The 26,216-nt window shown below is 62.2% G+C and carries 22 protein-coding genes; 15 read left to right on the top strand and 7 right to left on the bottom strand.

Translation table 11 applies throughout. The features are described from left to right. Window positions 1-219: 219 nt before the first annotated feature. From NCHU2750_RS02500 to glgB, 3 genes are read left to right on the top strand one after another with little or no spacing between them, the layout of a single operon-like run. Complete coding sequence (locus NCHU2750_RS02500; protein WP_119939008.1) at window positions 220-3,474, top strand: alpha-1,4-glucan--maltose-1-phosphate maltosyltransferase; 3,255 nt, start codon at window positions 220-222, stop codon at window positions 3,472-3,474. 23 nt (window positions 3,475-3,497) lie between these two features. Beyond that, a complete protein-coding gene (gene treS, locus NCHU2750_RS02495; RefSeq protein ID WP_119942865.1) occupies window positions 3,498-6,800 on the top strand; it encodes a maltose alpha-D-glucosyltransferase in 3,303 nt (1,100 codons plus the stop codon). Beyond that, complete coding sequence (gene glgB, locus NCHU2750_RS02490) at window positions 6,797-9,004, top strand: 1,4-alpha-glucan branching protein GlgB (protein ID WP_119939007.1); 2,208 nt, start codon at window positions 6,797-6,799, stop codon at window positions 9,002-9,004. The genes treS and glgB overlap by 4 nt, the downstream gene beginning before the upstream one ends. On the opposite strand, the gene NCHU2750_RS02485 is transcribed toward glgB, so the two are convergent. The 3 genes from NCHU2750_RS02485 to NCHU2750_RS02475 form a co-directional block, all read right to left on the bottom strand. Continuing rightward, entirely contained in the window at window positions 9,005-9,280 is a 276-nt protein-coding gene (locus NCHU2750_RS02485) for a Txe/YoeB family addiction module toxin (RefSeq protein WP_119939006.1), read from the bottom strand. A gap of 1 nt (window position 9,281) precedes the next feature. Then, entirely contained in the window at window positions 9,282-9,533 is a 252-nt protein-coding gene (locus NCHU2750_RS02480) for a type II toxin-antitoxin system Phd/YefM family antitoxin (protein WP_119939005.1), read from the bottom strand. A gap of 96 nt (window positions 9,534-9,629) precedes the next feature. Then, window positions 9,630-10,823, bottom strand: coding sequence for a winged helix-turn-helix domain-containing protein (locus tag NCHU2750_RS02475; RefSeq protein ID WP_119939004.1), 1,194 nt, complete (start codon window positions 10,821-10,823; stop codon window positions 9,630-9,632). 109 nt (window positions 10,824-10,932) lie between these two features. Here NCHU2750_RS02475 and NCHU2750_RS02470 point away from each other — a divergent pair, with 109 nt between their 5' ends. From NCHU2750_RS02470 to NCHU2750_RS02460, 3 genes are read left to right on the top strand one after another with little or no spacing between them, the layout of a single operon-like run. Then, window positions 10,933-11,619: an energy-coupling factor ABC transporter ATP-binding protein gene (locus NCHU2750_RS02470; protein ID WP_119939003.1), complete on the top strand. Its 687-nt coding sequence runs from the start codon at window positions 10,933-10,935 to the stop codon at window positions 11,617-11,619. After that, the gene (locus NCHU2750_RS02465; protein ID WP_119942863.1) at window positions 11,619-12,224 is read left to right on the top strand and encodes an energy-coupling factor transporter transmembrane component T family protein; all 606 of its coding nucleotides are present in this window, start codon (window positions 11,619-11,621) and stop codon (window positions 12,222-12,224) included. The genes NCHU2750_RS02470 and NCHU2750_RS02465 overlap by 1 nt, the downstream gene beginning before the upstream one ends. A gap of 28 nt (window positions 12,225-12,252) precedes the next feature. Beyond that, entirely contained in the window at window positions 12,253-12,816 is a 564-nt protein-coding gene (locus NCHU2750_RS02460) for a biotin transporter BioY (protein WP_119939002.1), read from the top strand. A 3-nt stretch (window positions 12,817-12,819) separates the two neighbouring features. On the opposite strand, the gene NCHU2750_RS02455 is transcribed toward NCHU2750_RS02460, so the two are convergent. Next, entirely contained in the window at window positions 12,820-13,218 is a 399-nt protein-coding gene (locus tag NCHU2750_RS02455; RefSeq protein WP_119939001.1) for an acyl-CoA thioesterase, read from the bottom strand. A gap of 134 nt (window positions 13,219-13,352) precedes the next feature. Here NCHU2750_RS02455 and NCHU2750_RS02450 point away from each other — a divergent pair, with 134 nt between their 5' ends. The 6 genes from NCHU2750_RS02450 (at window position 13,353) to dxs (ending at window position 18,294) form a co-directional block, all read left to right on the top strand. After that, on the top strand, window positions 13,353-14,285 hold the full coding sequence (locus NCHU2750_RS02450; RefSeq protein WP_119942861.1) for a histone deacetylase family protein: 933 nt from the start codon (window positions 13,353-13,355) through the stop codon (window positions 14,283-14,285). Between the two features lie 5 nt (window positions 14,286-14,290). Continuing rightward, the gene (locus NCHU2750_RS02445) at window positions 14,291-14,557 is read left to right on the top strand and encodes an exodeoxyribonuclease VII small subunit (protein WP_119942859.1); all 267 of its coding nucleotides are present in this window, start codon (window positions 14,291-14,293) and stop codon (window positions 14,555-14,557) included. 84 nt (window positions 14,558-14,641) lie between these two features. After that, window positions 14,642-14,953: a nucleotidyltransferase family protein gene (locus NCHU2750_RS02440; RefSeq protein WP_119939000.1), complete on the top strand. Its 312-nt coding sequence runs from the start codon at window positions 14,642-14,644 to the stop codon at window positions 14,951-14,953. After that, window positions 14,925-15,305: a HepT-like ribonuclease domain-containing protein gene (locus NCHU2750_RS02435; protein ID WP_245480312.1), complete on the top strand. Its 381-nt coding sequence runs from the start codon at window positions 14,925-14,927 to the stop codon at window positions 15,303-15,305. The genes NCHU2750_RS02440 and NCHU2750_RS02435 overlap by 29 nt, the downstream gene beginning before the upstream one ends. A gap of 10 nt (window positions 15,306-15,315) precedes the next feature. Beyond that, complete coding sequence (locus tag NCHU2750_RS02430) at window positions 15,316-16,251, top strand: pirin family protein (protein WP_119938999.1); 936 nt, start codon at window positions 15,316-15,318, stop codon at window positions 16,249-16,251. A 123-nt stretch (window positions 16,252-16,374) separates the two neighbouring features. Continuing rightward, window positions 16,375-18,294 (top strand): 1-deoxy-D-xylulose-5-phosphate synthase, encoded by a 1,920-nt coding sequence (gene dxs / locus NCHU2750_RS02425; RefSeq protein WP_162939453.1) that lies wholly within the window; start codon window positions 16,375-16,377, stop codon window positions 18,292-18,294. Window positions 18,295-18,323: 29 nt separating this feature from the next. Here the strand turns inward: dxs and NCHU2750_RS02420 are convergent, their stop codons facing one another. Further along, window positions 18,324-19,340, bottom strand: coding sequence for a GGDEF domain-containing protein (locus NCHU2750_RS02420; RefSeq protein WP_119938998.1), 1,017 nt, complete (start codon window positions 19,338-19,340; stop codon window positions 18,324-18,326). A gap of 236 nt (window positions 19,341-19,576) precedes the next feature. Here NCHU2750_RS02420 and NCHU2750_RS02415 point away from each other — a divergent pair, with 236 nt between their 5' ends. The 3 genes from NCHU2750_RS02415 (at window position 19,577) to NCHU2750_RS02405 (ending at window position 23,366) form a co-directional block, all read left to right on the top strand. Then, window positions 19,577-20,329, top strand: a complete 753-nt coding sequence (locus NCHU2750_RS02415; RefSeq protein ID WP_119942853.1) for a TlyA family RNA methyltransferase — start codon at window positions 19,577-19,579, stop codon at window positions 20,327-20,329. Continuing rightward, on the top strand, window positions 20,326-21,570 hold the full coding sequence (locus tag NCHU2750_RS02410) for a class I SAM-dependent RNA methyltransferase (protein WP_119938997.1): 1,245 nt from the start codon (window positions 20,326-20,328) through the stop codon (window positions 21,568-21,570). The genes NCHU2750_RS02415 and NCHU2750_RS02410 overlap by 4 nt, the downstream gene beginning before the upstream one ends. A gap of 188 nt (window positions 21,571-21,758) precedes the next feature. Continuing rightward, a complete protein-coding gene (locus tag NCHU2750_RS02405) occupies window positions 21,759-23,366 on the top strand; it encodes a peroxidase family protein (protein ID WP_119938996.1) in 1,608 nt (535 codons plus the stop codon). Between the two features lie 93 nt (window positions 23,367-23,459). Here the strand turns inward: NCHU2750_RS02405 and NCHU2750_RS02400 are convergent, their stop codons facing one another. Together NCHU2750_RS02400 and NCHU2750_RS02395 are read right to left on the bottom strand one after the other, a co-directional pair. Further along, a complete protein-coding gene (locus tag NCHU2750_RS02400) occupies window positions 23,460-24,215 on the bottom strand; it encodes a crotonase/enoyl-CoA hydratase family protein (RefSeq protein ID WP_119938995.1) in 756 nt (251 codons plus the stop codon). 10 nt (window positions 24,216-24,225) lie between these two features. Next, window positions 24,226-26,007 (bottom strand): acyl-CoA dehydrogenase family protein, encoded by a 1,782-nt coding sequence (locus tag NCHU2750_RS02395; RefSeq protein WP_119938994.1) that lies wholly within the window; start codon window positions 26,005-26,007, stop codon window positions 24,226-24,228. Window positions 26,008-26,216 lie beyond the last annotated feature (209 nt).

The raw sequence follows: 26,216 nt of genomic DNA, 5'->3' as shown, positions 1-26,216 counted from the left end.
TGCGGCGGCAGAGACGAAAATGCGCTGGAAGGGCCGGATCAAAGCAACCCTTGATTGCTCTTTCGCTTCAACATGTTCGGCTCGATATCCGGCAGCAGTGAGCGCAAAGCGCGGCCGATCAAGACAATTTTATCGGAACCAGCCATGCCGGATCGCAGTTAGTCGAGGGACTTCGTGGCTCCGATCGAGTGCCCCAAACCTCAAAGGCAGGCAGGACCGATGAACACGCGCCCGCAATTTGTATCCCGAATTCCGCTGACAGACCTGCCACCGCAGATCTATTACGTGCATCCGCTCGCGCTTGCCGGCATCACTGCATGGGAGGAGATGTTCGGCCATGCCCGCGACCTCGGCTTCGATACCGTGCTCTCGGGGCCGCTGTTTCATCGGGGCAAGGGTACGAGCGTGTTCACGGCGGCGGATTTCGATCGCCTCGATCCCGCGCTTGGCCTCGGCCGCGATCCGGTCGAGGCGATTGCGGCGCTGGTTGCGGCAGCCGGCAGGCATGAGCTGAAATTCATGCTCGACCTCGTCATCGATCAGGTTGCCGTCGATGACGCCCACGAAACCGCCATTGCCGCCGATCCGAGGCTGAAGCCGCAGCAAAATGGGGGCCGCAGGATCGATTTCCTCGCCGAGACGCGGCAGATCGACAGCTGGCGCGGCCGGCTTGAAGCATTTGCGGGCGCTGGTGTCGCCGGCTTCCGCTGCCTCGGCATCGGCCGTGTCGCATCGGAGGTCTGGCATGACATGATTGCCCATACAAGGCGCGCCAAGCCGGATACGATATTCGTCGCCTGGACACCGGGCAGCCCGTTTGCCGCGCGCAGGGCGCTTGCCGGGACCGGCATGGACGGCAGTTTCTCCTCTCTTGCCTGGTGGGACATGGAGGAGCGCTGGATCATGGACGAATACCAGATCCAGCGCGATCTCGGTTATCAGATCGCCTTTCCCGAGGCGCCGTTCGGCAGGCGCATCGCGCATGGCACGGATGGCTGCGAGATCCTCAAGCGCAAGGCGATCCGTTCGCTCAAGCTCGCCTCGACCTTTACGAGCGGACTGATGATCCCGATGGGGTTTGAATATGGCATATCGCTGCCGCTCGATCCGCTTTATGGCGACGGCTCGGGATTGCGCGGGCTCAAAGACCAGAGTTCCTACGATCTCTCGGCGGATATCCGCGAGATCACCGCCCAGACCAACAAGAGCGCCGCAGGGTTTGCCCGCCGCCCGCTGAAGCTGGTTTCGGCGAGCCAGGGGCCTGTCGTCGGGCTGTTCCAGACCGACGAGGAGGATAGCCGTGCGTCAGAAAAGATGCGCGTCGTGCTTCTCAACCGCGATCTGCGCAAGACGGCTCCGGCGCCCTTCAATCTGCTGCGCGTGGCTGCCTCCCCTTTCCTGCCGCTGATCGCACCGGAGGACGAAAGCGCGGTCTTCGATGCGAAACTGAGGCTCAAGCCTGGCGAGATCCGCATCTTCGAAGGCTATGTGTCGGAACCGATCGTCGATGCCGTGCCGGTGCCGGCTGCAGGCGAGGCCGCAGCTACGCCGCGGCTGGCGATCGAGAAGATCACGCCCTCAGTCGACAACGGGCGTTTCGTGGTGAAGCGCGTCGTCGGCGACGTGTTGAAGGTCGAGGCCGATATTTTCGGCGACGGTCACGATCCGCTCTCCGCCGCGCTCATCTATCGCTGCGCCGATGACGAGGACTGGCAGGAAGCGCCGATGCAACTCGTCACCAACGACCGCTGGCAGGCGGAGTTCGTGCTGAAGCGGATGGGGCGGCACGAATTTGCCGTCGAGGGATGGCGGAACCCGTTCCAGATTTTTCGCTACGAGTTCACCAAGAAGCATGAGGCAGGGCTCGACCTGAGGCTCGAGATCCAGGAGGGCATCAATCTGGTGCTAGACGCGCTGGATCATGCGAGCGGCGAGCTGAAGCCCAAGCTGCAAAACCTGTTCGACCGGCTGACCTCCGAAGAGGACAGGCAGCGGACCCAGACCCTACTTCTGCCGGAAACGGCGACGCTGATGGCCAGGGCCGATCGGCGGCCGCATCGGGTGCGCTCGCAGATCATTCCCGTGGATGCAGAGCGGACGGCGGCGAGTTTTGCCAGCTGGTACCAGATCTTTCCGCGGTCGCAGAGCGGCGACCAGAACCGCCACGGCACGTTCGACGATGTGATCGCAAGGCTACCGGCCATTCGCGAGATGGGTTTCGACGTCCTCTATTTCCCGCCGATCCACCCGATCGGCAAGACCAACCGCAAGGGCAAGAACAACACGCTGACGCCCGGTCCGGACGATCCCGGCAGCCCCTATGCGATCGGATCGACGGAAGGCGGACATGCCGATATTCATCCGCAGCTCGGCACGTTCGACGACTTTCGCCGGCTGGTGGATGCCGCGGCCGATCACGGGCTGGAGATCGCGCTCGATCTCGCCATCCAGGCCTCGCCGGATCACCCGTGGCTCAAATCGCACCCGGGCTGGTTCGAGTGGCGGCCGGACGGGACGATCCGTTATGCGGAAAACCCGCCGAAGAAATACGAAGACATCGTCAATGTCGATTTCTACGCCTGCGAGGCCGTGCCGTCGCTTTGGACCGAGCTGCGCGACGTGGTGCAGAAGTGGGTCGATCACGGGGTCAGGCTGTTCCGCGTAGACAATCCGCACACCAAGCCGTTTCCCTTCTGGGAATGGCTGATTGCCGATATCCGTTCGCGCCATCCCGACGTGGTGTTCCTGTCGGAAGCCTTCACCAAGCCGAAGGTGATGTACCGGCTCGCCAAGGTCGGCTTCTCGCAGTCCTATACCTATTTCACCTGGCGCAATGCCAAGTGGGAGCTCGAGCAATATATGCGCGAGATCACCACCGAAGAGCCGAAGGAGTTCTTCCGGCCGCATTTCTTCGTCAACACCCACGACATCAACCCGGACTTTCTGCAGAACGCGCCGCGTCCGGCCTATCTGATCCGCGCCGCTCTCGCCGCAACGCTGTCCGGCCTCTGGGGCGTCTATAACGGTTTCGAGCTGTGCGAAGGCCGGCCGGATTTGAAGCGCAAGGAATATGCGGATTCGGAGAAATACGAGATCCGCGCCTGGGATTACGACCGGCCCGGCAATATCAAGGGCGAGATCGCGTTTTTGAACCGCATCCGCCGCGAGAACCCGGCACTGCATTCGCATCTCGGCCTGCAGCTTCTGACCGCGTGGAACGACAACATCATGTTCTTCGAGAAGGCGAGTGCCGGACGCGAAAACGTGCTGCTGATCGCCGTCAATCTCGATCCATACAATGCACATGAGGCGGATGTCGAAATTCCGCTCTGGTCGTGGAACCTCTCCGACCACGCTTCACTTCAACTGGAAGACCTGATCGCCGGCAACCGGTTCACCTGGACAGGAAAGATCCAGCGCCTGCGGCTCGATCCGCAGGCAGGACTGCCGTTCGCCATATGGCGCGTCAGATAAGGGAGGAATGCGCCGTGGATTTCATGACCAACAGCTTGTCCGAGGTGATCGAGCAGCCGCAGGCGGAGGCGAACGATCCGCTCTGGTACAAGGATGCGATCATCTACCAGCTGCATGTGAAGTCGTTTCACGATTCGAACGGCGACGGCATCGGCGACTTCAGGGGGCTGACGGAAAAGCTCGACCACATCGCCTCGCTCGGCGCCAATGCGATCTGGCTCCTGCCGTTCTTCCCCTCGCCACGGCGCGACGACGGCTATGACATTGCGGACTACGGCAATGTGAGCCCCGACTACGGCACGATGGAGGATTTTCGCGCCTTCGTCGATGCCGCCCATGAACGCGGGATCCGGGTGATCATCGAGCTTGTCATCAACCACACGTCCGACCAGCATCCGTGGTTCCAGCGGGCGCGGCAGGCACCGGCGGGTTCGCCCGAGCGGGATTTCTATGTCTGGTCCGACACCGACCAGAAGTTTCCCGAAACCCGGATCATCTTCCTCGATACGGAAAAGTCGAACTGGACCTGGGATCCGGTGGCCGGCGCCTATTACTGGCACCGCTTCTATTCGCACCAGCCGGATCTCAATTTCGACAACCCGGCGGTGCTGGACGAGCTACTCGAGGTGATGCGCTACTGGGCCGATACCGGGATAGACGGGTTCCGGCTCGACGCCATTCCCTATCTCATCGAGCGGGAGGGCACGAATAACGAGAACCTTGCCGAGACGCACGATATCCTGAAGCGCATCCGTGCGGCGCTGGACGAAAGCCATCCCGGCAAGATGCTGCTTGCCGAGGCCAACCAGTGGCCGGAGGATACGCGCGAATATTTCGGCGATGGCGACGAATGCAACATGGCGTTCCATTTCCCGCTGATGCCGCGCATGTATATGGCGATCGCCAAGGAAGACCGGTTCCCGATCACCGACATCATGCGCCAGACGCCTGAAATCCCGGAAAACTGCCAATGGGCGATCTTCCTTCGAAACCATGACGAGCTGACGCTGGAAATGGTGACCGACGAGGAACGCGACTATCTGTGGAACACCTATGCCGCAGACCGTCGCGCCCGCATCAATCTCGGTATCCGCAGACGTCTTGCGCCCCTGATGGAGCGCGACCGGCGGCGGATCGAGCTGATGAACGCGCTGCTCCTTTCCATGCCCGGCACGCCGGTGATCTATTACGGCGACGAGATCGGCATGGGCGACAATATCTATCTCGGCGACCGCGACGGGGTGCGCACGCCGATGCAATGGTCGCCGGACCGCAATGGCGGGTTTTCCAAGGGCGACCCGGCCCGCCTCGTGCTGCCGCCGGTGATGGACCCGCTCTACGGTTATGAGGCCGTCAATGTCGAGGCGCAGGGGGCGGATGCGCATTCGCTGTTGAACTGGACCCGGCGGATGCTGGCGCTGCGCAACCGGCACCCGGCTTTCGGTCGTGGCTCGCTTAGATTTCTCACCCCCGGCAACCGCAAGATCATGGCCTATCTGCGCGAGCATGACGGGGAGACGATCCTTTGCGTCGCCAATCTCTCGCGCCTGCCGCAGGCGGTGGAGCTCGATCTTTCGCAGTTCGAGGGATCGGTGCCGATCGAGCTCACCGGCATGTCGCCCTTCCCGCCGGTCGGTCAATTGACCTATCTCCTGACGCTGCCGCCCTACGGATTCTTCTGGTTCCAGCTGTCGCAGGAATCCGATGGCCCGAGCTGGCGCAAGGCACCGCCGGAACAGGTGCAGGACATGGTGACCATGGTGGTGCGCCGCGACCTGCAGGAGCTGATCGACCAGCCGAAGCTCGCCGAGACGATGTCGAGCGAGGTGCTGCCCGGTTATCTGACCATGAGGCGCTGGTTCGGCTCCAAGGGGCAGATCCTGAACCATGCCTCGCTCGTCTCGGCAACGCCGCTGCCCTTTGCCAACAACATCCTGCTTGGGGAACTGGAGGCGGATATTGCCGGGCGCATGGACAGCTACCTGCTGCCGCTTGCCGTTTCCTGGGACGACAGTTTTCCGACGGCGCTTGCCCAGCAGCTTGCCATGGCGCGGCTAAGGCAAGGTCGGCGCGTCGGCTTCCTCACCGACGGGTTCGCGCATGAGAGCTTTGCCCATGCCATCCTGCGCGGCCTGTCGGAGCGGGCGGTGATTACCGGACGGACGGGTGCCCTGGAATTCATCGGCACCGACCATCTCGACAAGCTCGACATCACCGACGACCTGCCGGTGCACTGGCTTTCGGCCGAGCAGTCGAACAGTTCGCTGATCGTCGGCGACCTCGCCATGGTCAAGCTGATCCGCCACATCTTCCCCGGCATCCACCCGGAAGTGGAGATGACGCGGCACCTTACCAAGGTCGGATACCGCAACACGGCGCAGCTTCTCGGCGAGGTTGCGCGTACCGGGCCGGATGGCACGCGGCACACGCTGATCATCGTGCAGAAGGCGATCCGCAACCAGGGTGACGCCTGGAACTGGATGCTGGGTCACCTGCGTCGCTCGATCGACGAGATCGTCGTCACCGGCCTCGAAAACGGTGATGCCGACGAGCATTTCAAGCCACTCGTCGACTTTGCCGCAACGATCGGAACGCGGCTCGGCGAATTGCATGTTGCGCTCGCCGAAAATACCGATGACGAGGCCTTCAGCCCCGAATGGGGCACGAAGGAGGATGTCGCAGCCGCACGTCGGGCGGTCGCCGACCAGATCGGCCAGAGCCTCACCATTCTCGAAGGCACGCTGCCGGGGCTGGAGGGCGAGATGGCGGAGATCGCCAGATCGCTGATTACCCGCCGCGACGAGCTGATGGCGCTTGCCAGCCGGCTGACCGAGGCGACCGGTGGTACGTTGAAGACGCGCCATCACGGCGATTTCCATCTCGGCCAGATCCTGGTTGCGGAAAGCGACGCCTATATCATCGACTTCGAGGGCGAGCCGACCAAGACGCTTGGCGAGCGGCGGGCAAAGACCAATCCGCTGCGCGATGTTGCCGGGCTGCTCAGGTCGCTGAGCTATCTGGCAGCCGCTGCCGACATGGACCGCGAAGTGGTGAGCGAGGTGGACGATATTCGCCATCGCCAGTTGACGACGCGCTTTACCGAACTGGCGGAAGCCGCCTTCCTTGGCGCCTACTTTACCGCCGTCGAAAAGTCCGATCCGCTGATGCAGTCGAACGAGAACCGCGACCGGGTGCTCGATCTCTTCCTGCTCGAAAAGGCGGCTTACGAAGTGGCCTATGAGGTGCGCAGCCGCCCGCATTGGCTGCCGCTTCCGCTTGCCGGTTTTTCGGCGATCGCCTCCCGACTCCTGGAGACTGACCGATGAGATATGAACGCGCAGAGCTGATGACAGGAATGGTGCAGGAAGGGCTGCAGGCGCTGGCCGAAGGACGGCATGGCGACCCGTTCTCCATTCTCGGGCGACACCAATATGGCGACCTCACCGTGGTGCGCGCGCTTCTGCCGGGTGCATTGTCCGTCTCGGTGATCGAAAGCGAGACCGGCCGCGTGATGGCGGAGCTGGAGCCGATCCATGAGGCGGGCATCTTCGCCGGCCTCGTCGGCAGTCCTTCTCCCTATCGCCTGCGGATCGAATGGCCGGATGCGGTGCAGGAGACGGAAGATCCCTATAGCTTCGGCCCGCTTCTCGGCGAACTCGACCTGCACCTGATCGGCCAGGGCACCCATTACGAGCTCGGCCGCACGCTCGGCGCGATCCCGATGGAGGTGGACGGGGTGGAGGGCGTGCGGTTTTCCGTCTGGGCGCCAAATGCCAGGCGCGTGTCCGTCGTCGGCGACTTCAATGCCTGGGACGGGCGGCGCAACCCGATGCGGCTTCGCCCTCAGGCGGGCATCTGGGAATTGTTCATTCCCCGCCTCACCCATGGCGAGCGCTACAAGTTCGAGCTGCTCGACAGCCACGGAAACCTTCTGCCGCAGCGCGCCGACCCGGTGGCGCGGTCTTCGGAGGCCGCACCGTCTACCGCCTCGATCGTCGCATCGTCAAAGCCATTTCGCTGGCATGACGGCGACTGGATGGAGAAGCAGGCGCAGGACCGCAGCCGTGATGGCGCGATGTCAGTCTATGAGGTGCATCTCGGCTCCTGGGTGCGCATTTCCGAGGAGAGCAACCGGTCGCTCGACTGGGTGGAACTCAGCCAGAGGCTGATCCCCTATGCGCAATCGCTCGGCTTCACCCATATCGAAATGCTGCCGATCATGGAGCATCCGTTCGGCGGTTCCTGGGGTTACCAGCCGCTCGGCCTGTTTGCGCCCACCGGGCGCTACGGCACGCCGGAGGATTTCGCCTATTTCGTCGACCGCTGCCACCAGGTCGGTATCGGCGTCATCCTCGACTGGGTGCCGGCGCATTTCCCGACCGATGTGTGGGGGCTTGCCCGTTTCGACGGCACGGCGCTCTACGAGCATGAAGACCCGCGCGAGGGGTTCCACAAGGACTGGAACACGCTGATATACAATCTCGGCCGCAACGAGGTGAAGGGCTTCATCATCGCCTCGGCACTGGAATGGCTCGAGCATTTCCATGTGGATGCACTGCGCGTCGATGCGGTGGCCTCGATGCTTTATCGCGACTACAGCCGCAACGAAGGCGAATGGATCCCCAACCAGTATGGCGGGCGGGAGAATTTCGAATCCGTCGAGTTCTTCAAGCACCTGAACAGCATCATCCATGACCGCTGCCCGCATGCCTTCACCGTGGCGGAAGAATCCACCGCATGGCCGGGGGTGACGAAGCGGCCGGAAGACGGCGGGCTCGGCTTCGATTTCAAATGGAACATGGGATGGATGCATGACACGCTGCATTACATTTCCGATGATCCGGTCTATCGCAAATATCACCATGGCGGCATGACCTTCGGGATGATCTATGCCTATTCGGAGCGCTTCATGCTGCCGATCTCCCATGACGAGGTGGTGCATGGCAAAGGCTCGATGCTCGGCAAGATGCCGGGCGACAGCTGGCAGAAGCTCGCCAATCTCAGGGCCTATTACGGTTTCATGTGGGGGCATCCCGGCAAGAAGCTCCTGTTCATGGGACAGGAGATCGCACAGGAGGGCGAGTGGAACCATGACGGATCGGTGGTCTGGGATCTGCTCGACCGGCCGGAACATGCCGGCGTCCAGTTGCTGATCCGCGATCTGAACCGGCTTTACGCGGCCGAGCCGGCGCTGCAGTTCGGCGACCTTCACCCGGAAGGCTTTCAATGGGCGGTGGCGGACGATGCGGAAAACTCGGTCTATGGCATGCTGCGTTCGTCGCAGGACCGATCAACGCATGTGCTGGTCATGTCGAACATGACGCCGGTGCCGCGCCACGGCTACCGGGTCGGCGTGCCGGAGGAAGGCCGTTGGCAGGTGGTGCTGAACACCGACGCGGCGGTCTATGGCGGATCGAATTTCGGGCAGGCGGAAGCCTGGGGTGAGCGGGTTCCGGCACATGGGAAGCCGTTCTCGGTGACGCTCGACCTGCCGGCGCTGTCTACCGTGTTCCTGGTGTGGCGAAGGTAGCTACCATTTTCGGTAATGGAAGCGGCACTGGATGATTTCTATCTGTTGAGCGTTCGCCGAGCCCGCAACGCGGTAGACAAATCGATGTTCGCCTGAGATGCGCCTAGACCAAAAACCGGCCAGGTCACCCTTAAGTGGCTCAGGCTTGCCGAGCCCTTGAAACGGTGTTCTCTTGGCATTCCTGATCAGGTCGTTGATTTTTTCGACCATCTGCATGTCGGTTTTCTGCCAAAACTCGTATTCCTCCCAGGAATTGGGCGTCCAAACGAGCTTCATGTCAGAGCGTCGGATCACTCTCGATCACGTCCCCACTGGCAAGCTGCTCGAGGCTTTCGCGCAGGCGGCTGGCATTTGCTGGGGTCGAGAGCAGATGCAATGTTTCCTGCATGCTCTCATATTCTCGTTCCGCCAACACAACCAGACCTTCAGATCCCTGCCGAGTGACGAGCAAAGGAGCACGGGATGTGAGAACTGCCTCATAGTGGGTTGCTATATTCTGGCGGAACTCCGTCAAACGAACATGTGCCATTCCGTTGCCTCGGATAAATCAAGCGTACGGATATCCGTACATATTCCAAGTGAAAATGTCAATGCAAACATGATTTGACATCAGGAAATTCCATGTTTACTCCCCCCGCCAGCCCTGCTGATAGACCACCTTTTCCACGCCTGCGAACCTGCCCACCCGCTGCAATTCCGCGTCGAGCTTTTCCAGTCGCCCGGCGGAGGGGCGCACGCCTTTTTCCAGCCAGAGCCGCTTGACGTCGAGGATGCCCGCCTTGCGATCCGCCTTCATGTCGATGCGGCCGATCATGCGGTCGCCTTCGAGAAGCGGGAAGACGTAATAGCCGTATTGCCGTTTCGGCTCGGGCACGAAGACCTCGATGCGATAGAAGAAGTTGAACAGGCGTTCGGCACGGTCGCGGTTTCTCAGCAGCGGATCGAAAGGGCTCAGCACGCGGATGCGGGCCGGCGGATCGGGAATATCGCCAAGATGGTCGGGAAAGCCGATAAAAGCGAAGGAGGCGCGCGGACGACTGCCATCGGCAGTTTCGATGACGATCTCGCTCAGTTCGTCGCGATGGCCGGCCACCCAGGCCTTCGCCTCTTCCGGCGTGACGATATCCCAGAAGGCCGCAAGCTCGCCGGATGTGGCAAAGCCGAGCTTCGTCATGGCACTGCGGCAGGCCCAATCGACGAATTCGTCATGACTGACCTCCGGCTCATGATGGTGGGTAGCAATGACGCGTTCGGTCAGGTCGTAGATCTTCTGGAAATTCACCCGGCCGGCGATCGAAAGCTTGCCGGTGTGCCAGTAATATTCGAGCGCCGTCTTGTTGGGATGCCAGTTCCACCAGCCGCCTGACTTGTGATCTTCCACCTTCATGTCACGGGACATGATGGCACCGTTTTCGGCGATATGGCGAAAGGTCTCGTCGAAGGCGGAATCGAAGCCTTCGCCATGCCATTTGCGCCAGCGCTCGGCAAGCAAAGGCTCGCGCCGGCGAAAGCGATGTTTCCAGTAGCGGAAAAGCCGTGCCGGGATGATCGAGGCATCATGCGTCCAGTGCTCGAAAAGCTCGCCGTCCTTTTCCAGCAGAGTCGTCAGGTGTTCGCGCCTGTAAGTCTGATTGCGGGAGAACAGGATCATGTGATGGGCGCGCTCGACGGTCGCGATACTATCCACCTGGACGAAGCCCAGATCATCGATCAACTGCAAAAGGCCGGCCTTGGCGAGCGCCCGGCCGGGCGGGGCCGAAAGCTGCTGCCGTTCGAGGAAAATGCGCCGCGCCTGTTCATTGTCGATCAGAATAGCCATTGAGGGAGACTATGGCCTTCCTGAGGTCTTTGCAATGTTCTTTTTTTGTTCCGAATTTCCTCATCCTCGATTTCGGTCTATAGAGCCAGTCGAATTGCGGGGACCCGGTTTGGACATTCGTTATGACAACGTCGAGGTTCGCTTCGAAGGGCGCACCGTCATTCATCCGTTGACGGTGACCCTCAGCGAGCGGCGCATCGGCATCATCGGGCTCAACGGGTCCGGCAAGACCACGTTCGCGCGGATGATCAACGGCCTCGTCAAGCCGACGAACGGCAAGGTGACGGTCAACGGCTTCGATACGGTGACGGCCGAGGATGCGGCGCGCGGACAGTCCGGCTTCATCTTCCAGAACCCGCAGAACCAGATCATCCTGCCGATCCTGTCGGAAGACATCGCGCTCGGGCTCAGATCGCGCAAACTCTCGAAGGCAGAGGTGGCGGCAGCGGTGGACGCGGTGCTCGACCGGCTCGGCATCCGACATCTTCGCGATCGCAGGGCGCACGAACTTTCCGGCGGCGAACTGCAGCTCTCCGCGCTTTCCTCGGTTCTCGTCACGGAGCCGAAGATCCTCGTCATGGACGAGCCGACCAACCAGCTCGACATCAGGAACCGCAATCTCGTGGCGCAGACGATCCGTTCGCTGCCCGAGGATGTGATCGTCATCACCCATGACCTTGAGCTGATTTCCGGGTTCGACCGGGTGCTGATGTTCGATGCCGGGCGGATCGTGGCAGACGGCACACCGGCGGAGGTGATCTCGCTCTACCGGGCCCGGCACGAGGCGCCGGCATGATGCGCTCGCTGCATGTCGAGGGCGACAGCCTTCTCCACCGGTTGCCGGCATGGGTGAAGCTCCTGGGATTGGCTGTGATCAGCCTTTGCCTGTTCACCCTCCACATGCCGCTCGTGCTCGGCGTTGCGGCGGCGATCGGCCTTGTCGGCCATGCGTTGCTGCGTATCTCGATGGCCGAGATCTGGCGCCGGATGCGCAGCTATGCGCTGATCGTTCTTGTCGTTGCCCTGTTTACGGCGGCCTTCGGCAGCCTTGCAGAAGGGTTCGAGGCATTGTTCCGGCTGTCCGGGCTCGCGCTTTTTGCCAGTCTCGTCACGGCGACGACCACAACCGGCGAGTTCATCGCGGTGTTCACCAGGGCCGCCATGCCGCTGGAACGGCTGGGGCTCGTCAGGGCTGCGGATGTGGGGCTGTCGATTGGCCTCGTCATCCGTTTCGTGCCGGAGATCGTCGGCCGATACGAGGCCATCCGCGACGCGCATCACGCCCGTGGGTTGAAGCCCAGGCCCTTGTCGATCATCGTTCCTTTGATTATCAACACCTTGCGCCATGCGGACGAGATCGCCTCGGCCATTGACGCTCGCGGCATCCGCCGCCAAAACTAACAAACGATCAGAATAGGGAATCAAAAACATGGCCACCCGCGACCTCGTGCTTGCCGCACTCTTCGCCGCCATCATCGTGGCCCTCGGGCTTGTTCCGCCGATCATGCTGGGCTTCATCCCGGTACCGATCACCGCCCAGTCGCTCGGCGTCATGCTGGCCGGTGTCGTGCTCGGGGCAAGACGCGGCGCGGTTGCCGTGCTCTTGGTACTCGTTCTGGCCGCAATCGGCCTGCCGGTACTTTCTGGCGGACGCGGCGGACTTGCCGTGTTCATGGCACCGACCACCGGCTACCTGATCGGCTGGGTGCTGGCGGCGCTGGCCACCGGCTACCTGTCGCAACTGCTGGTCAGCCGCGGGCAGCCCGGCTTCGTCCAGACGGTCAACTTCTTCGTTGCCGCGCTGTTCGGCGGAGTTCTCGTGCTTTATGCCTGCGGCATCGTCTATCTGGCGGTGGTCTCCGGCATCGGCTTCAGCAAGGCCTTCCTCGGATCGCTGGCCTTCATTCCCGGCGACGTGCTGAAGTCGCTGATCGCAGCCCTTGCCGGCCGCGCCGTCATGGTCGGCTATCCGCTGTTGCCGCAACGGGCTTAAATCTCAGTCGAGGAACGAATAGAGCCAGTCGCGAAGTTCTTCCGGCAGGGCGACGGATGTGCCCGTTTCCCTGTCGGTCGCCACCCAGACGATCTCGACCTCGGCCACCTGTTCGTCCCCGCGGGTCATGCGGACCAGAAAGCCCGCCGACTTGCCGCCGATCTTGCTGACGCCGACATGGGTGTGGACGATATCGCCGATCTTGAGCGGCAGGTGAAACGTGCCGGCAACCTTGCCGGTGATGAAGATCGGATCCTCGTCACGTCCCTTGCGGCGGCGCCAGAAGGCGGCAACGGCCTCCTCGGCACGGTCGATATAGACCGAGCGAAACATCTGGCCGTTCATGTCGACGTCGCGGAATGCAACGCGAAAATCCGACGCCTTGATCGTATCCCTGACCACTTAAAGCCTCTGAACAGTCGTTTTTCGAGCTGCTATTCTTTCCGGCCAAACAGGCCCGAGGGCAAGGGCAATCGCTTGAAAAAATGCCGCGGATGCGCCATGTCGTGGGCAGCAAGACCGCCGGGGACCGTTTGATGACCACCCGCCTTTACGAACACCAGATCTTCCTCGACCATCCGGCACCGGAAGGCCATCCGGAGCGGCCCGACCGGCTGCGCTCGCTGGCGATCGCGCTGGAACATCCGAATTTTGCAGATCTCGCCCGCAAAGAGGCGCCGCAGGCCAACGAGGATGCCGTGCTTCTGGTGCATCCGGAAGAACACCTGCGCAAGGTGATGCGCGAGATCCCCGAGGAAGACACGATCCGGCAGATCGAGGCCGACACCTATGTCGGGCAAAAAAGCCTGCAGGTGGCGCTGACGGCGATCGGCGGGGCGATGGCCGCCGTCGACGATGTGATGACCGGCAAGGCGGACAATGCCTTCGTCGCCGCACGCCCACCCGGCCACCATGCGGAAAAATCCAGGGCGATGGGGTTCTGCCTGTTCAACAATGCCGCGATCGCCGCGCGCCACGCGCAGCAGGTACATGGCGTCGAGCGTGTCGCGATCGTCGATTGGGACGTGCATCACGGCAACGGCACGCAGGACATATTCTGGGACGATGCTTCGGTCCTGTTCTGTTCCACCCATCAGATGCCGCTGTATCCGGGTACCGGCGCCAAGAACGAAACGGGAGCAAAGAACACCGTCGTCAACGCGCCGCTTTCGCCCAATGACGGCAGCGACCATTTTCGCGATGCGTTCAAGGATCGCGTGCTGCCGCGGCTTCACGACTTCCGGCCGGACCTGATCATCATCTCGGCGGGTTTCGACGCGCATCACCGCGATCCGCTAGCGCAGATCAACCTTGTCGGCGACGATTTCGACTGGGCGACGGGGCGGCTGATGGAAATTGCTGGGAAATACGGAAGCGACCGGGTCGTCAGCCTGCTCGAGGGCGGCTATGATCTGGAAGGGCTGGCAGAATCCGCCGGCATGCATATCGCAAGACTGATGAGAGGATGAAGGACATGACCGAAACCACCGCGACGAACCAGTCCGTGGCCGATGTGAGCGGTTATTCCTTCGAGAAGGCCGTGGCGGAACTCGAAAGCATCGTGGCGCGGCTGGAACGCGGCGACGTGGCGCTGGACGAAAGCATTGCCATCTACGAGCGCGGCGAAGCCCTGAAGAAGCATTGCGAGAAGCTGCTCAACGCCGCCGAAAACCGGATCGAAAAGATACGCCTCGACCGCGCCGGCAAGGTGCAGGGCGTGGAACCGCTCGACGGGGAGTAATCATCGTCCCGCGGCAGACTAAACCCTGGATTGTTGTCGCGAGTTTCACTCGACTGTCACACTGTTCCTTCCTATATTATCGACATGGACAAGGATCAGGTCATCGCCAGGCTGAGAGAGCATGAGAGCGAACTGCGCGCCGCGGGCGCGGAGCAGGTGTCGATCTTTGGCTCGGTGGCGCGTGGCGAGGCGACAGATGACTCAGACCTCGACGTGCTGGTGAAGTTTTCCGATCCGGTCATCCAATCGGGCTGGGACTATGTTACGACGGTCGAAGATCTTCGCAGCCTGATCAGCCACATAACAGGCGCGAGCAGTGTGGACATCGTTCCGGAGCCAATGCGCAAGGAGCGCTTTCGCCGAAACGTTGAGCGAGATCGCGCCATTGCCTACTAAGCGCCCTCTGACCAGACTTCGTGACATCGTCGAGAACGGCCAGGCCATTCTCGAATACACTCATGAGATGGATCTCGCGGCATATCTGGATAGCCAGATCACGCGAGATACGTGCGAACGCTGCTTTGCGCGTGTTTCGGAAGCCAGCGTGAAGCTTGGTCCAATTGCGCAGGAGCTATTCCCCACTCATAACTGGCCCGCCATGCGGGGTCTCGGCAACATGCTGAGGCACGATTACGCAGATATTCTGGATGAGACCATCTGGAAAACGATCACCGACCGCCTCCCTCCCCTCATCGTTGAACTCGAAACCTTTCTCGCCAGATATCCAGAAGATCAGGAAACGCTTTAAGCGAGGCCCCATGTCGTTTTTTCCCGGAACCGATCCCGCACCCGGCGATGCGTTTGCCTGTGATGCAATCGAGAACCTGATCATTCCGCGCTCCTCCGATATCGGCGGATTTTCCGTGCGACGCGCGCTGCCCAGCCGCAAGCGGCGGCTGGTCGGACCGTTCATCTTCTTCGACCGGATGGGCCCTGCGATTCTCAGGCCCGACGAGGCGTTGGACGTGAAGCCGCATCCGCATATCGGGCTTTCCACCGTCACCTACCTGTTCGACGGCGAGATCAAGCATCGCGACAGTCTCGGCACCGAACTGGTGATCAAGCCGGGCGACATCAACCTGATGACGGCCGGGCGCGGCATTACCCATTCGGAGCGGACGCCGGAAAACCTGAGGGGCCATCCCCTGTCGATGTCCGGACTGCAGACCTGGCTGGCCTTGCCGGACGAGAAGGAGGAGATCGATCCGAGCTTTGCCCATACGGGCAAGGAACAAATGCCCGAGATCGAATGGGAAGGTGCCCATGGCCGGGTGGTGATCGGTTCGTTCGGCGGGCTCGTATCCCCCGTGCCAACCTTTACCGACACGCTCTATGTCGATCTTCGGCTAGAGCCGGGAAAGCGCTTTCCCTTTTCCGCCAGCCATGAGGAACAGGCACTCTATATCCTTGCCGGCGAGCTCGAGGTGTCGGGTGACCGGTTTGCGCCTGACCAGCTTCTCGTTTTTCGCACGGGAGACGAGATAACTCTGCAAGCCGGACCACTCGGCTGCCATGTCATGCTGTTCGGCGGCGCTGCCCTGAATTCGAAGCGCTATATCTGGTGGAACTTCGTTTCGTCCTCCAAGGAGCGGATCGAAAAGGCCAAGGAAGAATGGCGGACGGGGCGATTCGACATCGTTCCGGGCGACGAAGAGGAGTTCGTTCCTTTGCCTTCCCCCTTGCCCGCCAGCTAAAATCGATTAGAAACCTTGCCTTAGAAAACTTGAAAAAGTCGGTTTACTGCTCATCTTTCGAGACGAAGCGTCCTCAGGCTGAAGACCCAGCCTTCAGAAAACAAGAAGAGAAAGCCAGCCTCCGTGACTTCCCTGCCCGTGACGCCGCTGCTCGACACCGTCAAGCTTCCCGCAGATCTTCGAAAGGTCGATGACCGCGACCTGCCCAAGCTTGCCCGCGAAGTGCGCGACGAGATGATCGATGCCGTGTCGAAGACGGGCGGACATCTGGGTGCCGGGCTTGGCGTGGTCGAGCTGACGATCGCCATCCACAAGGTTTTCAACACGCCCGACGACCGGCTGATCTTCGATGTCGGTCATCAATGTTACCCGCACAAGATCCTGACCGGCCGGCGCGACCGCATCCGCACGCTGCGCCAGGAGGATGGGCTGTCCGGCTTCACCCGCCGGGCGGAAAGCGAATATGATCCCTTTGGTGCTGCGCATTCCTCGACCTCGATTTCCGCCGGTCTCGGCATGGCGGTCGGCGCGGAGCTGGCCGGCAAGAAGCGCAATGTCATCTCGGTGATCGGCGACGGCTCGATGTCGGCCGGCATGGCGTTCGAAGCACTTAACAATGCTGGGGCTCTCGATGCGCGGCTGATCGTCATCCTGAACGACAACGACATGTCGATCGCACCGCCGACCGGCGCCATGAGCGCCTATCTGGCGCGTCTCGCCTCGGGCCGGGCCTATATGGGCGTGCGCGAGATGGGCAAGAAGCTGACGGGTTATCTCGGCCGCTCGATCGACCGGGCGATCACCCGCGCGGTTGGCCATGCGCGCGGTTACGTGACCGGCGGCACGATGTTCGAGGAACTCGGCTTCTATCATATCGGGCCGATCGACGGCCATTCGTTCGAGCATCTCCTGCCGGTGCTGCGCAATGTGCGCGACAATGCCCATGGTCCGGTGCTGATCCATGTCGTCACCCAGAAGGGCAAGGGCTATCCGCCGGCGGAAGCGGCAGCCGACAAGTATCACGGGGTCAACAAGTTCGACGTCATCACCGGAGCGCAGGCCAAGGCCAAGCCGAACGCACCCTCCTATACGAACGTGTTCGGCGACGCGCTGGTGCAGGAAGCCGGCTTCGACGAGAAGATCGTCGGCATCACCGCCGCCATGCCCGACGGCACCGGCCTCGGCAAGCTGCAGAGCGTCTATCCGGCACGCACGTTCGATGTCGGCATTGCCGAACAGCATGCGGTAACCTTTGCAGCCGGTCTTGCCGCGGAAGGCTTCAAGCCGTTCTGCGCCATCTATTCCACCTTCCTGCAGCGTGGTTACGACCAGGTCGTGCATGACGTGGCGATCCAGGGCCTTCCGGTCCGCTTCCCGATCGACCGCGCCGGTTTCGTCGGTGCCGACGGGCCGACACATGCCGGTTCGTTCGACACCACATTCCTTGCCACGCTGCCGAACATGGTGGTGATGGCTGCCGCCGACGAGGCGGAGTTGAAGCATATGGTGCGGACCGCCGTCGCCTATGACGACGGCCCGATCTCGTTCCGCTATCCGCGCGGCGAAGGTGTGGGCGTCGAGCTGCCGGAACGCGGCGAGATCCTTGAGATCGGCAAGGGCCGGATCGTCAGGCAGGGTGCCAAGGTGGCGCTGCTTTCCTTCGGCACGCGACTGAAGGAATGTCTGCTTGCGGCCGAAGATCTCGATGCTGCCGGGCTTTCGACCACCGTTGCCGATGCGCGCTTCGCCAAGCCGCTCGACCATGACCTGATCCGCCAGCTTGCCCGCCACCACGAGGTGCTGATCACCATCGAAGAGGGTGCGGTCGGCGGCTTCGGCAGCCATGTGCTGCAGTTCCTCAGCCATGAAGGCCTGCTCGACCACGGGCTGAAGGTGCGCTCTATGGTATTGCCGGATATCTGGATGGAACAGGCAGGCCCTGACGTCATGTATGCCAAGGCCGGTCTCGACCGCGCCGGTATCGTCAAGACCGTGTTCGGCGCGCTCGGAAAGACGGCCGTGGGCGTGGGTGCTGCGGGTTAAGGGAACCTGTTCCCTCCTGGCAGGTCAGGTCAGGCCACGCATGCTATCGGATCGCCGGCCAGCGGATCTGCGACCTGTGGATCCGGAACGGGCGGCAGCCTGAAGCTGTTCTTGCCGCATGCCTTCGCCGCATAGAGAGCCTTGTCCGCTTCGGCGAAGATGTCCTTTGCCTGCCGGCCGGGTACGATCATCGTGGCGCCGATCGAGGCGCTCACCTTGATCCTGTTCTCCGGTGAAGAGACCCACCATTCCAGTCTGTCGACGACGCGCTGGCCAATGTCATGCAAGGCCTGCGGCGAGGCGCATTCATGGATGATGGCGAATTCGTCGCCGCCAAGACGGCCGATCAGGCTGGCATGCGGCAGCGCCTGCGAAAGCCGCTCGCCGGCACTCCTCAGGCACTCGTCGCCTGCCTGATGGCCGAGCGTGTCGTTGACGGTCTTGAAGTTGTCGAGGTCGATGAGCAACAGCGCCTTCTGCGGCGACGGACCTGCCCCCACCAGTTCGTCCAGCGCCATCTCGAATTTCGTCCGCGATGCGAGGCCCGTCACCGAATCCGTTTCCGCCATACGGCGCAGTTGATCGAACAGGGTCTTTTCGGCGGTGATATCCTGCTTCATTCCGAACAGACGGACCGGCACGCCATTATCGCGTTCGACGATTGCGGTGATCCGGATCCAGCGAAGATCGCCCTTGGCGGTAATGATTTCAGCGTCCAGCGTGAAGCCTTCGCCGCTCCGGATGGTGGCGCTGCGGATCTCCGTCAGCTTCCGGCGCGATTCCGGTGTATAGAGCGCCACGGTCGCCTCTCTGACGAGAGGCATTTGCGGCTGCAGGCCGAAGAGTTCGTAGACAGTATCCGTCCAGGTCAGCTTTTCGTCCGGCAGGGTGCATTCCCAGATCCCCACGCGTGCCGCCTTGAACGACTTGTCGAAGAGTTCCTGCAGCCGGTTGAAGCGTTCGGAGGTCGATGGAAGGGAAAGAGCTGCATCAGCTTGCGTCGTGGCGTCGGGCGCCGTGCGATGACATGGCAAACTATCGGACATACACCCATCCCTACATGCCGATCTCATATCGGCATTCATGTCACTGGAACATGCCGCAGAAACGTTTCGTTTTAGTTTCTTCGTACGTTTGCAAATATTTACAAAAGCCGTGACGGCGCCCAGACCTGACCCTGCGGCATGACCAAGGACAGTGGACACCCCGAGTGCGCGCATGAGGGACTGGAGCTACATGAAACGCTTGCATTGCAAGCGTTCCGCAGGCATTGACTGCCGCCATGTCCAATTCATCATCCGTCCGTCTCGACCAGTTGCTGGTCACGCTCAACCTTTTCGACAGCCGCTCGCGGGCGCGCGATGCGATTGCTCGCGGTACCGTGAAGGTCGACGGCAAGATCGTTACCAAGCCGGCGCAGACCGTGTCGTCGGAGGCCGAGATCGTCGTCGACGATCCGGCGAGCACCTATGTGTCGCGCGCAGCGTTGAAACTGATTGCAGCGCTCGACCATTTCGACCTCGATCCGGAAGGGCTCACCTGTCTCGATGTCGGCGCATCGACCGGTGGTTTCACCCAGGTCCTGCTGGAACGCGGCGCAGAGCACGTGATCGCCGTCGATGTCGGCCATGACCAGATGCATGAGCGGTTGCTCTCAGACGAGCGCGTCACCAATATCGAGGGGCTGAATGCCCGCGAGATGACGGCAGACGACATCGACGACGAACCGGTCGAGTTCATCGTTTCCGACGTCTCGTTCATCTCGCTGAAACTGGCGCTGCCGCCGGCGCTGGAGCTTGCCGAACCGGGCAGCCATTGCGTGCTCCTGGTCAAGCCGCAATTCGAAGCGGGCCGCGAGAATGTCGGCAAGGGCGGGATGCTGAAGCAGCCGGAGACGGCGCCGGACGTGGCAGCCGAACTGGAGCGCTGGCTTGTGGAGGAGATGGGGTGGGAAAGCCTCGGCCTGATCCCCTCGCCGATTGCCGGCGGTGACGGCAATGTCGAATTCCTGCTTGGCGGAAGGAAGCCATCATGAGCACGGTCACCATCACGATCGAGCGGCTGGGCGCCCAGGGCCATGGCATTGCCGAGGGCGAGGACGGGCCGGTCTATGTGCCCTATGCGCTGCCCGGCGAAACGCTGGCGATCGCCCGCAACGGCGACCATGGCACGGTCATGTCGACCTCCAATCCCTCGCCGGACCGGATCGAGCCGATCTGTCGGCATTTCAATCCCGACCGGGACAATTGTGGCGGCTGTTCGCTGCAGCATCTGGCGGCACCGGCCTATCTCGCCTTCAAGCGTGGGCTCGTCGTCGACGCGCTGAAATCGCGCGGGCTGACGCCCGAGGTGGGCGAGACGATCGCCTGCCATCCCGGTGAACGGCGGCGTACGGTATTTTCGGTGCGCAAGACCGAGAAGGAACTGCTGCTCGGCTTCAATCGCGCCGAGACCAATCACATCGTGTCTATCGAGGAATGTCCCATCGCCTCGCCGGGCATCATGGCGAGGCTTGCCGCGATCCGCGCCGTGGCCGCAGCGCTTGCGCAAGGATCGGAGACATTCCGCCTGACCGTGCTTGAGACGCTTTCGGGGCTTGATCTGGCCGCCGAGGGGTTGAAGAAGCTCGACGACAGGCAGCGCCGCTCGGTCACCGAGGCGGTGTTGTCCCTGAAGGGCATTGCCCGCGTTTCCGTCAATGGCGAGATCGTGCTGGAGCCGGTCAAGCCGGTGATCGATTTCGGCGGCGTTTCCGTTTCACCGCCGCCCGGCGCCTTTACCCAGGCGACCAAGCCGGCGGAAGATGCGATGGCAGAACTGGTCATCGGCCATATCGGCAAGTCGAAGCGGGTGGTCGACCTGTTTGCCGGCTCGGGTACGTTTTCGCTCAGGATCGCCCGCAAGGCCAAGGTGCATGCGGTGGAAGGCGAGGACAAGCCGATCAAGGCGCTCGATCTTGCCGCCCGCAATACACAGGGCCTCAAACCCGTGACGGTGGAGAAGCGCGACCTGTTCCGCCGGCCGGTGACGGCACAGGAGCTGAAGGTCTTTGACGCTGCCGTGTTCGACCCGCCGCGGGCCGGCGCCGAAGTGCAGGTGAAGGAGCTTGCCCGCTCCGGCATCAAGACGATCGTTGCCGTCAGCTGCAACCCCGCGACACTGGCGCGGGATCTCAAAATCCTCGTCGATGCCGGTTACCGCATCACGTCGGTGACGCCGATCGACCAGTTTTTGTGGTCGCCGCATGTGGAGGCGGTGGCGCTGCTTTCGCGCTGATACGGGACAGCCTGCGCCCCGGATCGGGGCATATCGCAGCACGGCTGCCGCAGCGATATATGGTCCGGTATCGATATGGTCACAATGGGTGGCCGCTTCGATTTACATATATTAGAACGAGCGTAAATTCCGCCGCCTCGCAGCCTATGGAAGCAAAGGAGTTGCTTCACTGCGATGGAGGGGAAATCATGACAGACATTGCGATGCATGGGCATGGCGTGCGCGGCATGAAGCCGGAGACGCTGCATTCCTTCGACGGTATCGGAGATCCCGGCAAGTTCGGGGTGATGTTTCCGAACCTGCTGCCGCTTTCTGCCAGCGACGATGCGCTGGCGGAACTGGCGGCGGCGATGCTCGACAAGCTCGACGCCAAGAGCAATCCCGATCCCGCCGGCGACAACCGGAACATACCGGCCGGCTATACCTATCTCGGCCAGTTTGTCGACCACGACATCACGCTCGACACCACACCGCTCGATCAGCAGAAGGCCGATCCGAAGGCGACGACCAATTTCCGCACGCCGGCACTCGATCTCGATTCCGTCTATGGCGACGGGCCGGGCATCCATCCCTATCTCTACCAGCGCGATCCGGGCCAGCCGCGGATCATCGGCAAGATGCTGATCGGGCATACGGGGGAATCCGGCGACCAGAACGGCCGGGCCATTCCGAGCCTGCCCAACGACCTGCCGCGCAATCAGGTCGGTCACGCGCTGATCTTCGACGAGCGCAACGACGAGAACCTGCTGGTCGGGCAGATGCACCTGCTGATGCTGAAGTTCCACAACAAGGTGTTCGACAAGTTGGCCGTCGAGCAGCCCAATCTCAGCGACGGCGAGCGCTTCAGCGAAGCCCGGCGGATCGTCACCTGGCATTACCAGTGGATCGTGTTGTTCGATTTCGTCGAGCGGCTGACGGAGCCGGGCCTGATCCAGAGGATCAAGCAGGAGGGGCGGCGCTTCTACCGTTTCAAGCAGCGGCCCTATATGCCTGCCGAATTTGCCGCCGCCTGTTACCGGCTCGGCCATTCGATGGTGCGGCAGACCTATAGCCATAACCAGGTGTTCAACCCGACAGAGGATTCGATCGCCAACGGCACACTCGGCCTGTTGTTCTTCTTCACCGGCAAGTCCGGATCGATCGTCGGCGAACTCGCACCGCCGCCGCCGAATGGTCCGCCGCCGGCGCTGCAGACCGCCCTGCCCTCCAACTGGGTCATCGACTGGCGGCGGTTCTTCGATCTCGGCACGCCGGCCGGCGGCAATTTTGCACTGAACCTCAGCCGCCGCCTCGATCCGATGATCACGCCCGCCCTGCACACGCTGCCCGGCCTGACGCCGAATGCGCCGCCACAGCAGGTGCGGGAATTCAACCTTGCCTTCCGCAATCTCAGGCGCGGCGTGCAGATCGGTCTTCCCTCGGGACAGGCGGTCTGTCGAGCAATGGGGCTGACGCCGCTCAAACCGTCACAGGTGGCGACCGGCCCGGACGGCAAGGCGGCCAAGAAACACGGCCTGCACGAGGAAACGCCGCTCTGGTATTATGTGCTGAAGGAGGCCGAGCATTTCCACAAGGGTGAGCGGCTGGGACCGATGGCATCGATCATCGTCGCCGAAACCTTCCTCGGCATGGTGCATGGCGACCACGAATCCTTCCTGTGGCAGCAATCCGACTGGAAGCCGGAACTGCCCGGCGCGCAGCCCGGCCATTTCACCATGGCCGATCTCATCCGCTTCGTCGGCGATATCGATCCGGTCGGAAAGGCGCTGGAACAGGTGCTGGAACCGCAGCCATAAATAACAAGTAGTCTGCCCGCCCGAGCAGACGAGCCTGCCGGTGTCGACCTTCGGGTCCACATCGGCAGGCTTACGTCTCTCCTCGAATGTCCGTTACCGCTGCATGAAGGCCTCGAAGGCGGCGCGGGCCTCATCGCTTTTCAATCGCTCGGCAAAATGCGCCAGTTCCTCGTCCATGCGGGCGATCACCTCGTCGCGCGGGCCGCGAACCAGATCGCGGGCGATCCTCAGCGCTTGAGGCGGCTTCTTGGCAATTTCGGCGGCGAGCGCCAGCGCTTCCATCTCCACCTCGCTCGGGCCGACGACCTTCCAGATCAGGCCAGCCTGCATGGCCGCCTCAGCGGTAAACCCGTCTCCCATCGCGAGAAGGGCAAAGGCGCGCTGGTGGCCCATGATCTTCGGCGCGATGAGGCTGGAGGCTGCCTCGGGCACGAGGCCCAGATCGACGAAAGGGGTACGGAACAGGCTGCGGCCCGACGCTACCGTCAGGTCGCAATGGAGATTGAGCGTCGTGCCGATGCCGATCGCCAGTCCGTCGACGCCCGACACGAGCGGCTTTTCGGCCAGCGCCAGCGCCTTGATGAAGACGGCCGCGGCAGGCGGTTCCCGCGAACCGGAGAGGGCGTAGCTTAGAAAATCACCCATGTCGTTGCCGGCGGAAAAGCAGCCGTCGGTGCCGAGAAAAACCACCGCCTTCACCTCGGGATCGCCGTTTGCCTCTTTAAGCGCTGCCGTCATGGCCTGATACATGGCGGCGGTGATGGCATTCTTCTTGTCGGGCCGGTTGAAGCGAATGGTCATGACGCCGGGATAGGCATCGGTGCGGCTGACGATGATGTGCTCGGTCAATATAACTTCCTCAATCGAGAACGATGCGGGCGGCAGCAAGGCTGGCGGAGCCGGCGATGACACGATCCTTGAGCGCGGATGTCTCGGCAAGCAGATTTTCGGCCATGAAGCGGCAGAGGCTGATGCGTGCGTCACCGTTGCCGTTATCTGCCGCAGCAAGACCGCCCTTTGCCAGATAGACACCGGTCAGAACCAGTCCGAACAGCCGCTGATAGGGTGTGGCGCCCGCCAAGGCATCGGTCGCATGGCCATTCGACTGTGCCTGAAGCAACCAGTTGGTGGCGGTCTCCAGGGCCGCGATCGCCGCGCGCAGCCGGCCGCCTGTTTCTCCGAAGGCATCGTCGTTGCGGGCCGAAACCTCGTCGGCCACGTCCTTCAATTCGGCAAGCAGGCCCCTCACCTGTTCGCCGCCCGAAAGCGGCAGCTTGCGGGTGACGAGATCGATCGCCTGGATACCGTTGGTGCCTTCGTAGATCGGCGCAATGCGGGCATCACGCAGGTAGCGGGCGGCACCGGTCTCCTCGATGAAGCCCATGCCGCCATGGACCTGAATGCCGAGCGAGGCGACATCGACGCCGATATCGGTCGAAAACGACTTGGCGATCGGGGTCAGAAGCGCTGCCCTCTCGCTCCAGTGGCGGGCGGCGTCGCCCTCGTGATGATGGGCCATGTCGGTCGCGTGGGCGCAGGCATAGCAGAGCGCCCGCGCGCCGCTGGTCAGCGCCTTCATGGTCAGGAGCATCTGGACGACATCCGGATGCTCGATGATCGGGCTCATCGTGTCCTTCGGCCATCCCGGCGCCTTGCCCTGGGTGCGTTCCTTCGCATAGGCGATTGCCTTCTGGGTGGCGGCCTCGGCGATCGCCACGCCCTGGATGCCGACCGCAAGGCGGGCATTGTTCATCATCGTGAACATGCAGGCGAGGCCGCGATTCTCCTCGCCGACGAGATAGCCGATCGCACCCCATTGCTCGCCATAGCGGCCGTCGCCGAAGATCATCGTGCAAGTGGGTGAACCGTGGATGCCGAGCTTGTGCTCGATCGAATGGCAGAGAACGTCGTTGCGCTCGCCGAGCGAACCATCCTTTTCGACGAGGAATTTCGGCACGAGGAACAGCGAGATGCCGCGCGTGCCGGCCGGTGCATCGGGAAGACGGGCCAGCACGAGATGGATGATGTTGTCGGCCGCATCATGCTCGCCCCAGGTGATGAAGATCTTCTGGCCGAAAATGCGGTAGGTGCCATCGTCGCGGCGCTCGGCACGGGTCTTGAGTGCCGCGAGATCGGAGCCTGCCTGGGGTTCGGTGAGGTTCATCGTGCCGGTCCATTCGCCCGACACCATCTTTTCCAGAAAGGTGTCCTTCAGCGCATCGGATCCATGGACCGAAAGTGCCTCGACCGCGCCCATGGTCAGGGTGGGGGCAAGGGCAAACGCCATGGAGGCCGAGTTCCACATTTCCAGCGCCGCGACATTGAGCATATGCGGCAGGTTCTGGCCGCCATAGGCTTCCGGCGCGGTCAGGCCGTTCCAGCCGCCCTCGCGCCAGCGGCGATAGAGATCCGGCCAGCCCTTCGGCGTGGTCACCTCGCCATCCTCGATCCTTGCGCCCTCGCGATCTCCCTTCTCGCCGAGCGGCGCGATCTCGATCGAGGCAAACCGGCCCGCCTCCTCCAGGATGGCTGCCACCAGATCGCCGCTCAGGTCGCCGAAGCGGCCTTCCTCCAGCGCCGGAGCCAGCCCGGCGACATGGTTCAATGTGAAGGCAATCTCCTCCACCGGGGCGCTGTACATATGATCCTCCTCATCAGAATTGCAGCCATGCCGTTCCAGACGTCCAATAACCTTTACGTAAACGTCACATAGGTTGTCAATCGGAAGGTTGTTTCATCATGAAGCAGTCGCGCATGAGGGGAAAGCGAAATGATCGGCGCCCCTGTTGCAGCCGCGCTAAAGATTCTTTCGTCGCTTTGGCGTAGAAAGTCTTCCAGACCCCTGGAGTA

Origin of the sequence: Neorhizobium sp. NCHU2750 (assembly GCF_003597675.1) — a bacterium.
In the GTDB taxonomy this organism is placed as follows: domain Bacteria; phylum Pseudomonadota; class Alphaproteobacteria; order Rhizobiales; family Rhizobiaceae; genus Neorhizobium.
The sequence above is the reverse complement of the archived record's forward strand: the minus strand, read 5'-3'. Positions and strand labels throughout refer to the sequence as shown.

What these genes read in the sequence shown, in the direction of transcription:
- NCHU2750_RS02500 (WP_119939008.1), top strand. Translation starts at nt 220, where the DNA reads ATGAACACGCGCCCGCAATTTGTATCCCGAATTCCGCTGACAGACCTG.
- treS (WP_119942865.1), top strand. Translation starts at nt 3,498, where the DNA reads ATGACCAACAGCTTGTCCGAGGTGATCGAGCAGCCGCAGGCGGAGGCG.
- glgB (WP_119939007.1), top strand. Translation starts at nt 6,797, where the DNA reads ATGAGATATGAACGCGCAGAGCTGATGACAGGAATGGTGCAGGAAGGG.
- NCHU2750_RS02485 (WP_119939006.1), bottom strand. Translation starts at nt 9,280, where the DNA reads ATGAAGCTCGTTTGGACGCCCAATTCCTGGGAGGAATACGAGTTTTGG.
- NCHU2750_RS02480 (WP_119939005.1), bottom strand. Translation starts at nt 9,533, where the DNA reads ATGGCACATGTTCGTTTGACGGAGTTCCGCCAGAATATAGCAACCCAC.
- NCHU2750_RS02475 (WP_119939004.1), bottom strand. Translation starts at nt 10,823, where the DNA reads ATGGCTATTCTGATCGACAATGAACAGGCGCGGCGCATTTTCCTCGAA.
- NCHU2750_RS02465 (WP_119942863.1), top strand. Translation starts at nt 11,619, where the DNA reads ATGCGCTCGCTGCATGTCGAGGGCGACAGCCTTCTCCACCGGTTGCCG.
- NCHU2750_RS02460 (WP_119939002.1), top strand. Translation starts at nt 12,253, where the DNA reads ATGGCCACCCGCGACCTCGTGCTTGCCGCACTCTTCGCCGCCATCATC.
- NCHU2750_RS02450 (WP_119942861.1), top strand. Translation starts at nt 13,353, where the DNA reads ATGACCACCCGCCTTTACGAACACCAGATCTTCCTCGACCATCCGGCA.
- NCHU2750_RS02445 (WP_119942859.1), top strand. Translation starts at nt 14,291, where the DNA reads ATGACCGAAACCACCGCGACGAACCAGTCCGTGGCCGATGTGAGCGGT.
- NCHU2750_RS02440 (WP_119939000.1), top strand. Translation starts at nt 14,642, where the DNA reads ATGGACAAGGATCAGGTCATCGCCAGGCTGAGAGAGCATGAGAGCGAA.
- NCHU2750_RS02430 (WP_119938999.1), top strand. Translation starts at nt 15,316, where the DNA reads ATGTCGTTTTTTCCCGGAACCGATCCCGCACCCGGCGATGCGTTTGCC.
- NCHU2750_RS02420 (WP_119938998.1), bottom strand. Translation starts at nt 19,340, where the DNA reads ATGTCCGATAGTTTGCCATGTCATCGCACGGCGCCCGACGCCACGACG.
- NCHU2750_RS02415 (WP_119942853.1), top strand. Translation starts at nt 19,577, where the DNA reads ATGTCCAATTCATCATCCGTCCGTCTCGACCAGTTGCTGGTCACGCTC.
- NCHU2750_RS02410 (WP_119938997.1), top strand. Translation starts at nt 20,326, where the DNA reads ATGAGCACGGTCACCATCACGATCGAGCGGCTGGGCGCCCAGGGCCAT.
- NCHU2750_RS02405 (WP_119938996.1), top strand. Translation starts at nt 21,759, where the DNA reads ATGACAGACATTGCGATGCATGGGCATGGCGTGCGCGGCATGAAGCCG.
- NCHU2750_RS02395 (WP_119938994.1), bottom strand. Translation starts at nt 26,007, where the DNA reads ATGTACAGCGCCCCGGTGGAGGAGATTGCCTTCACATTGAACCATGTC.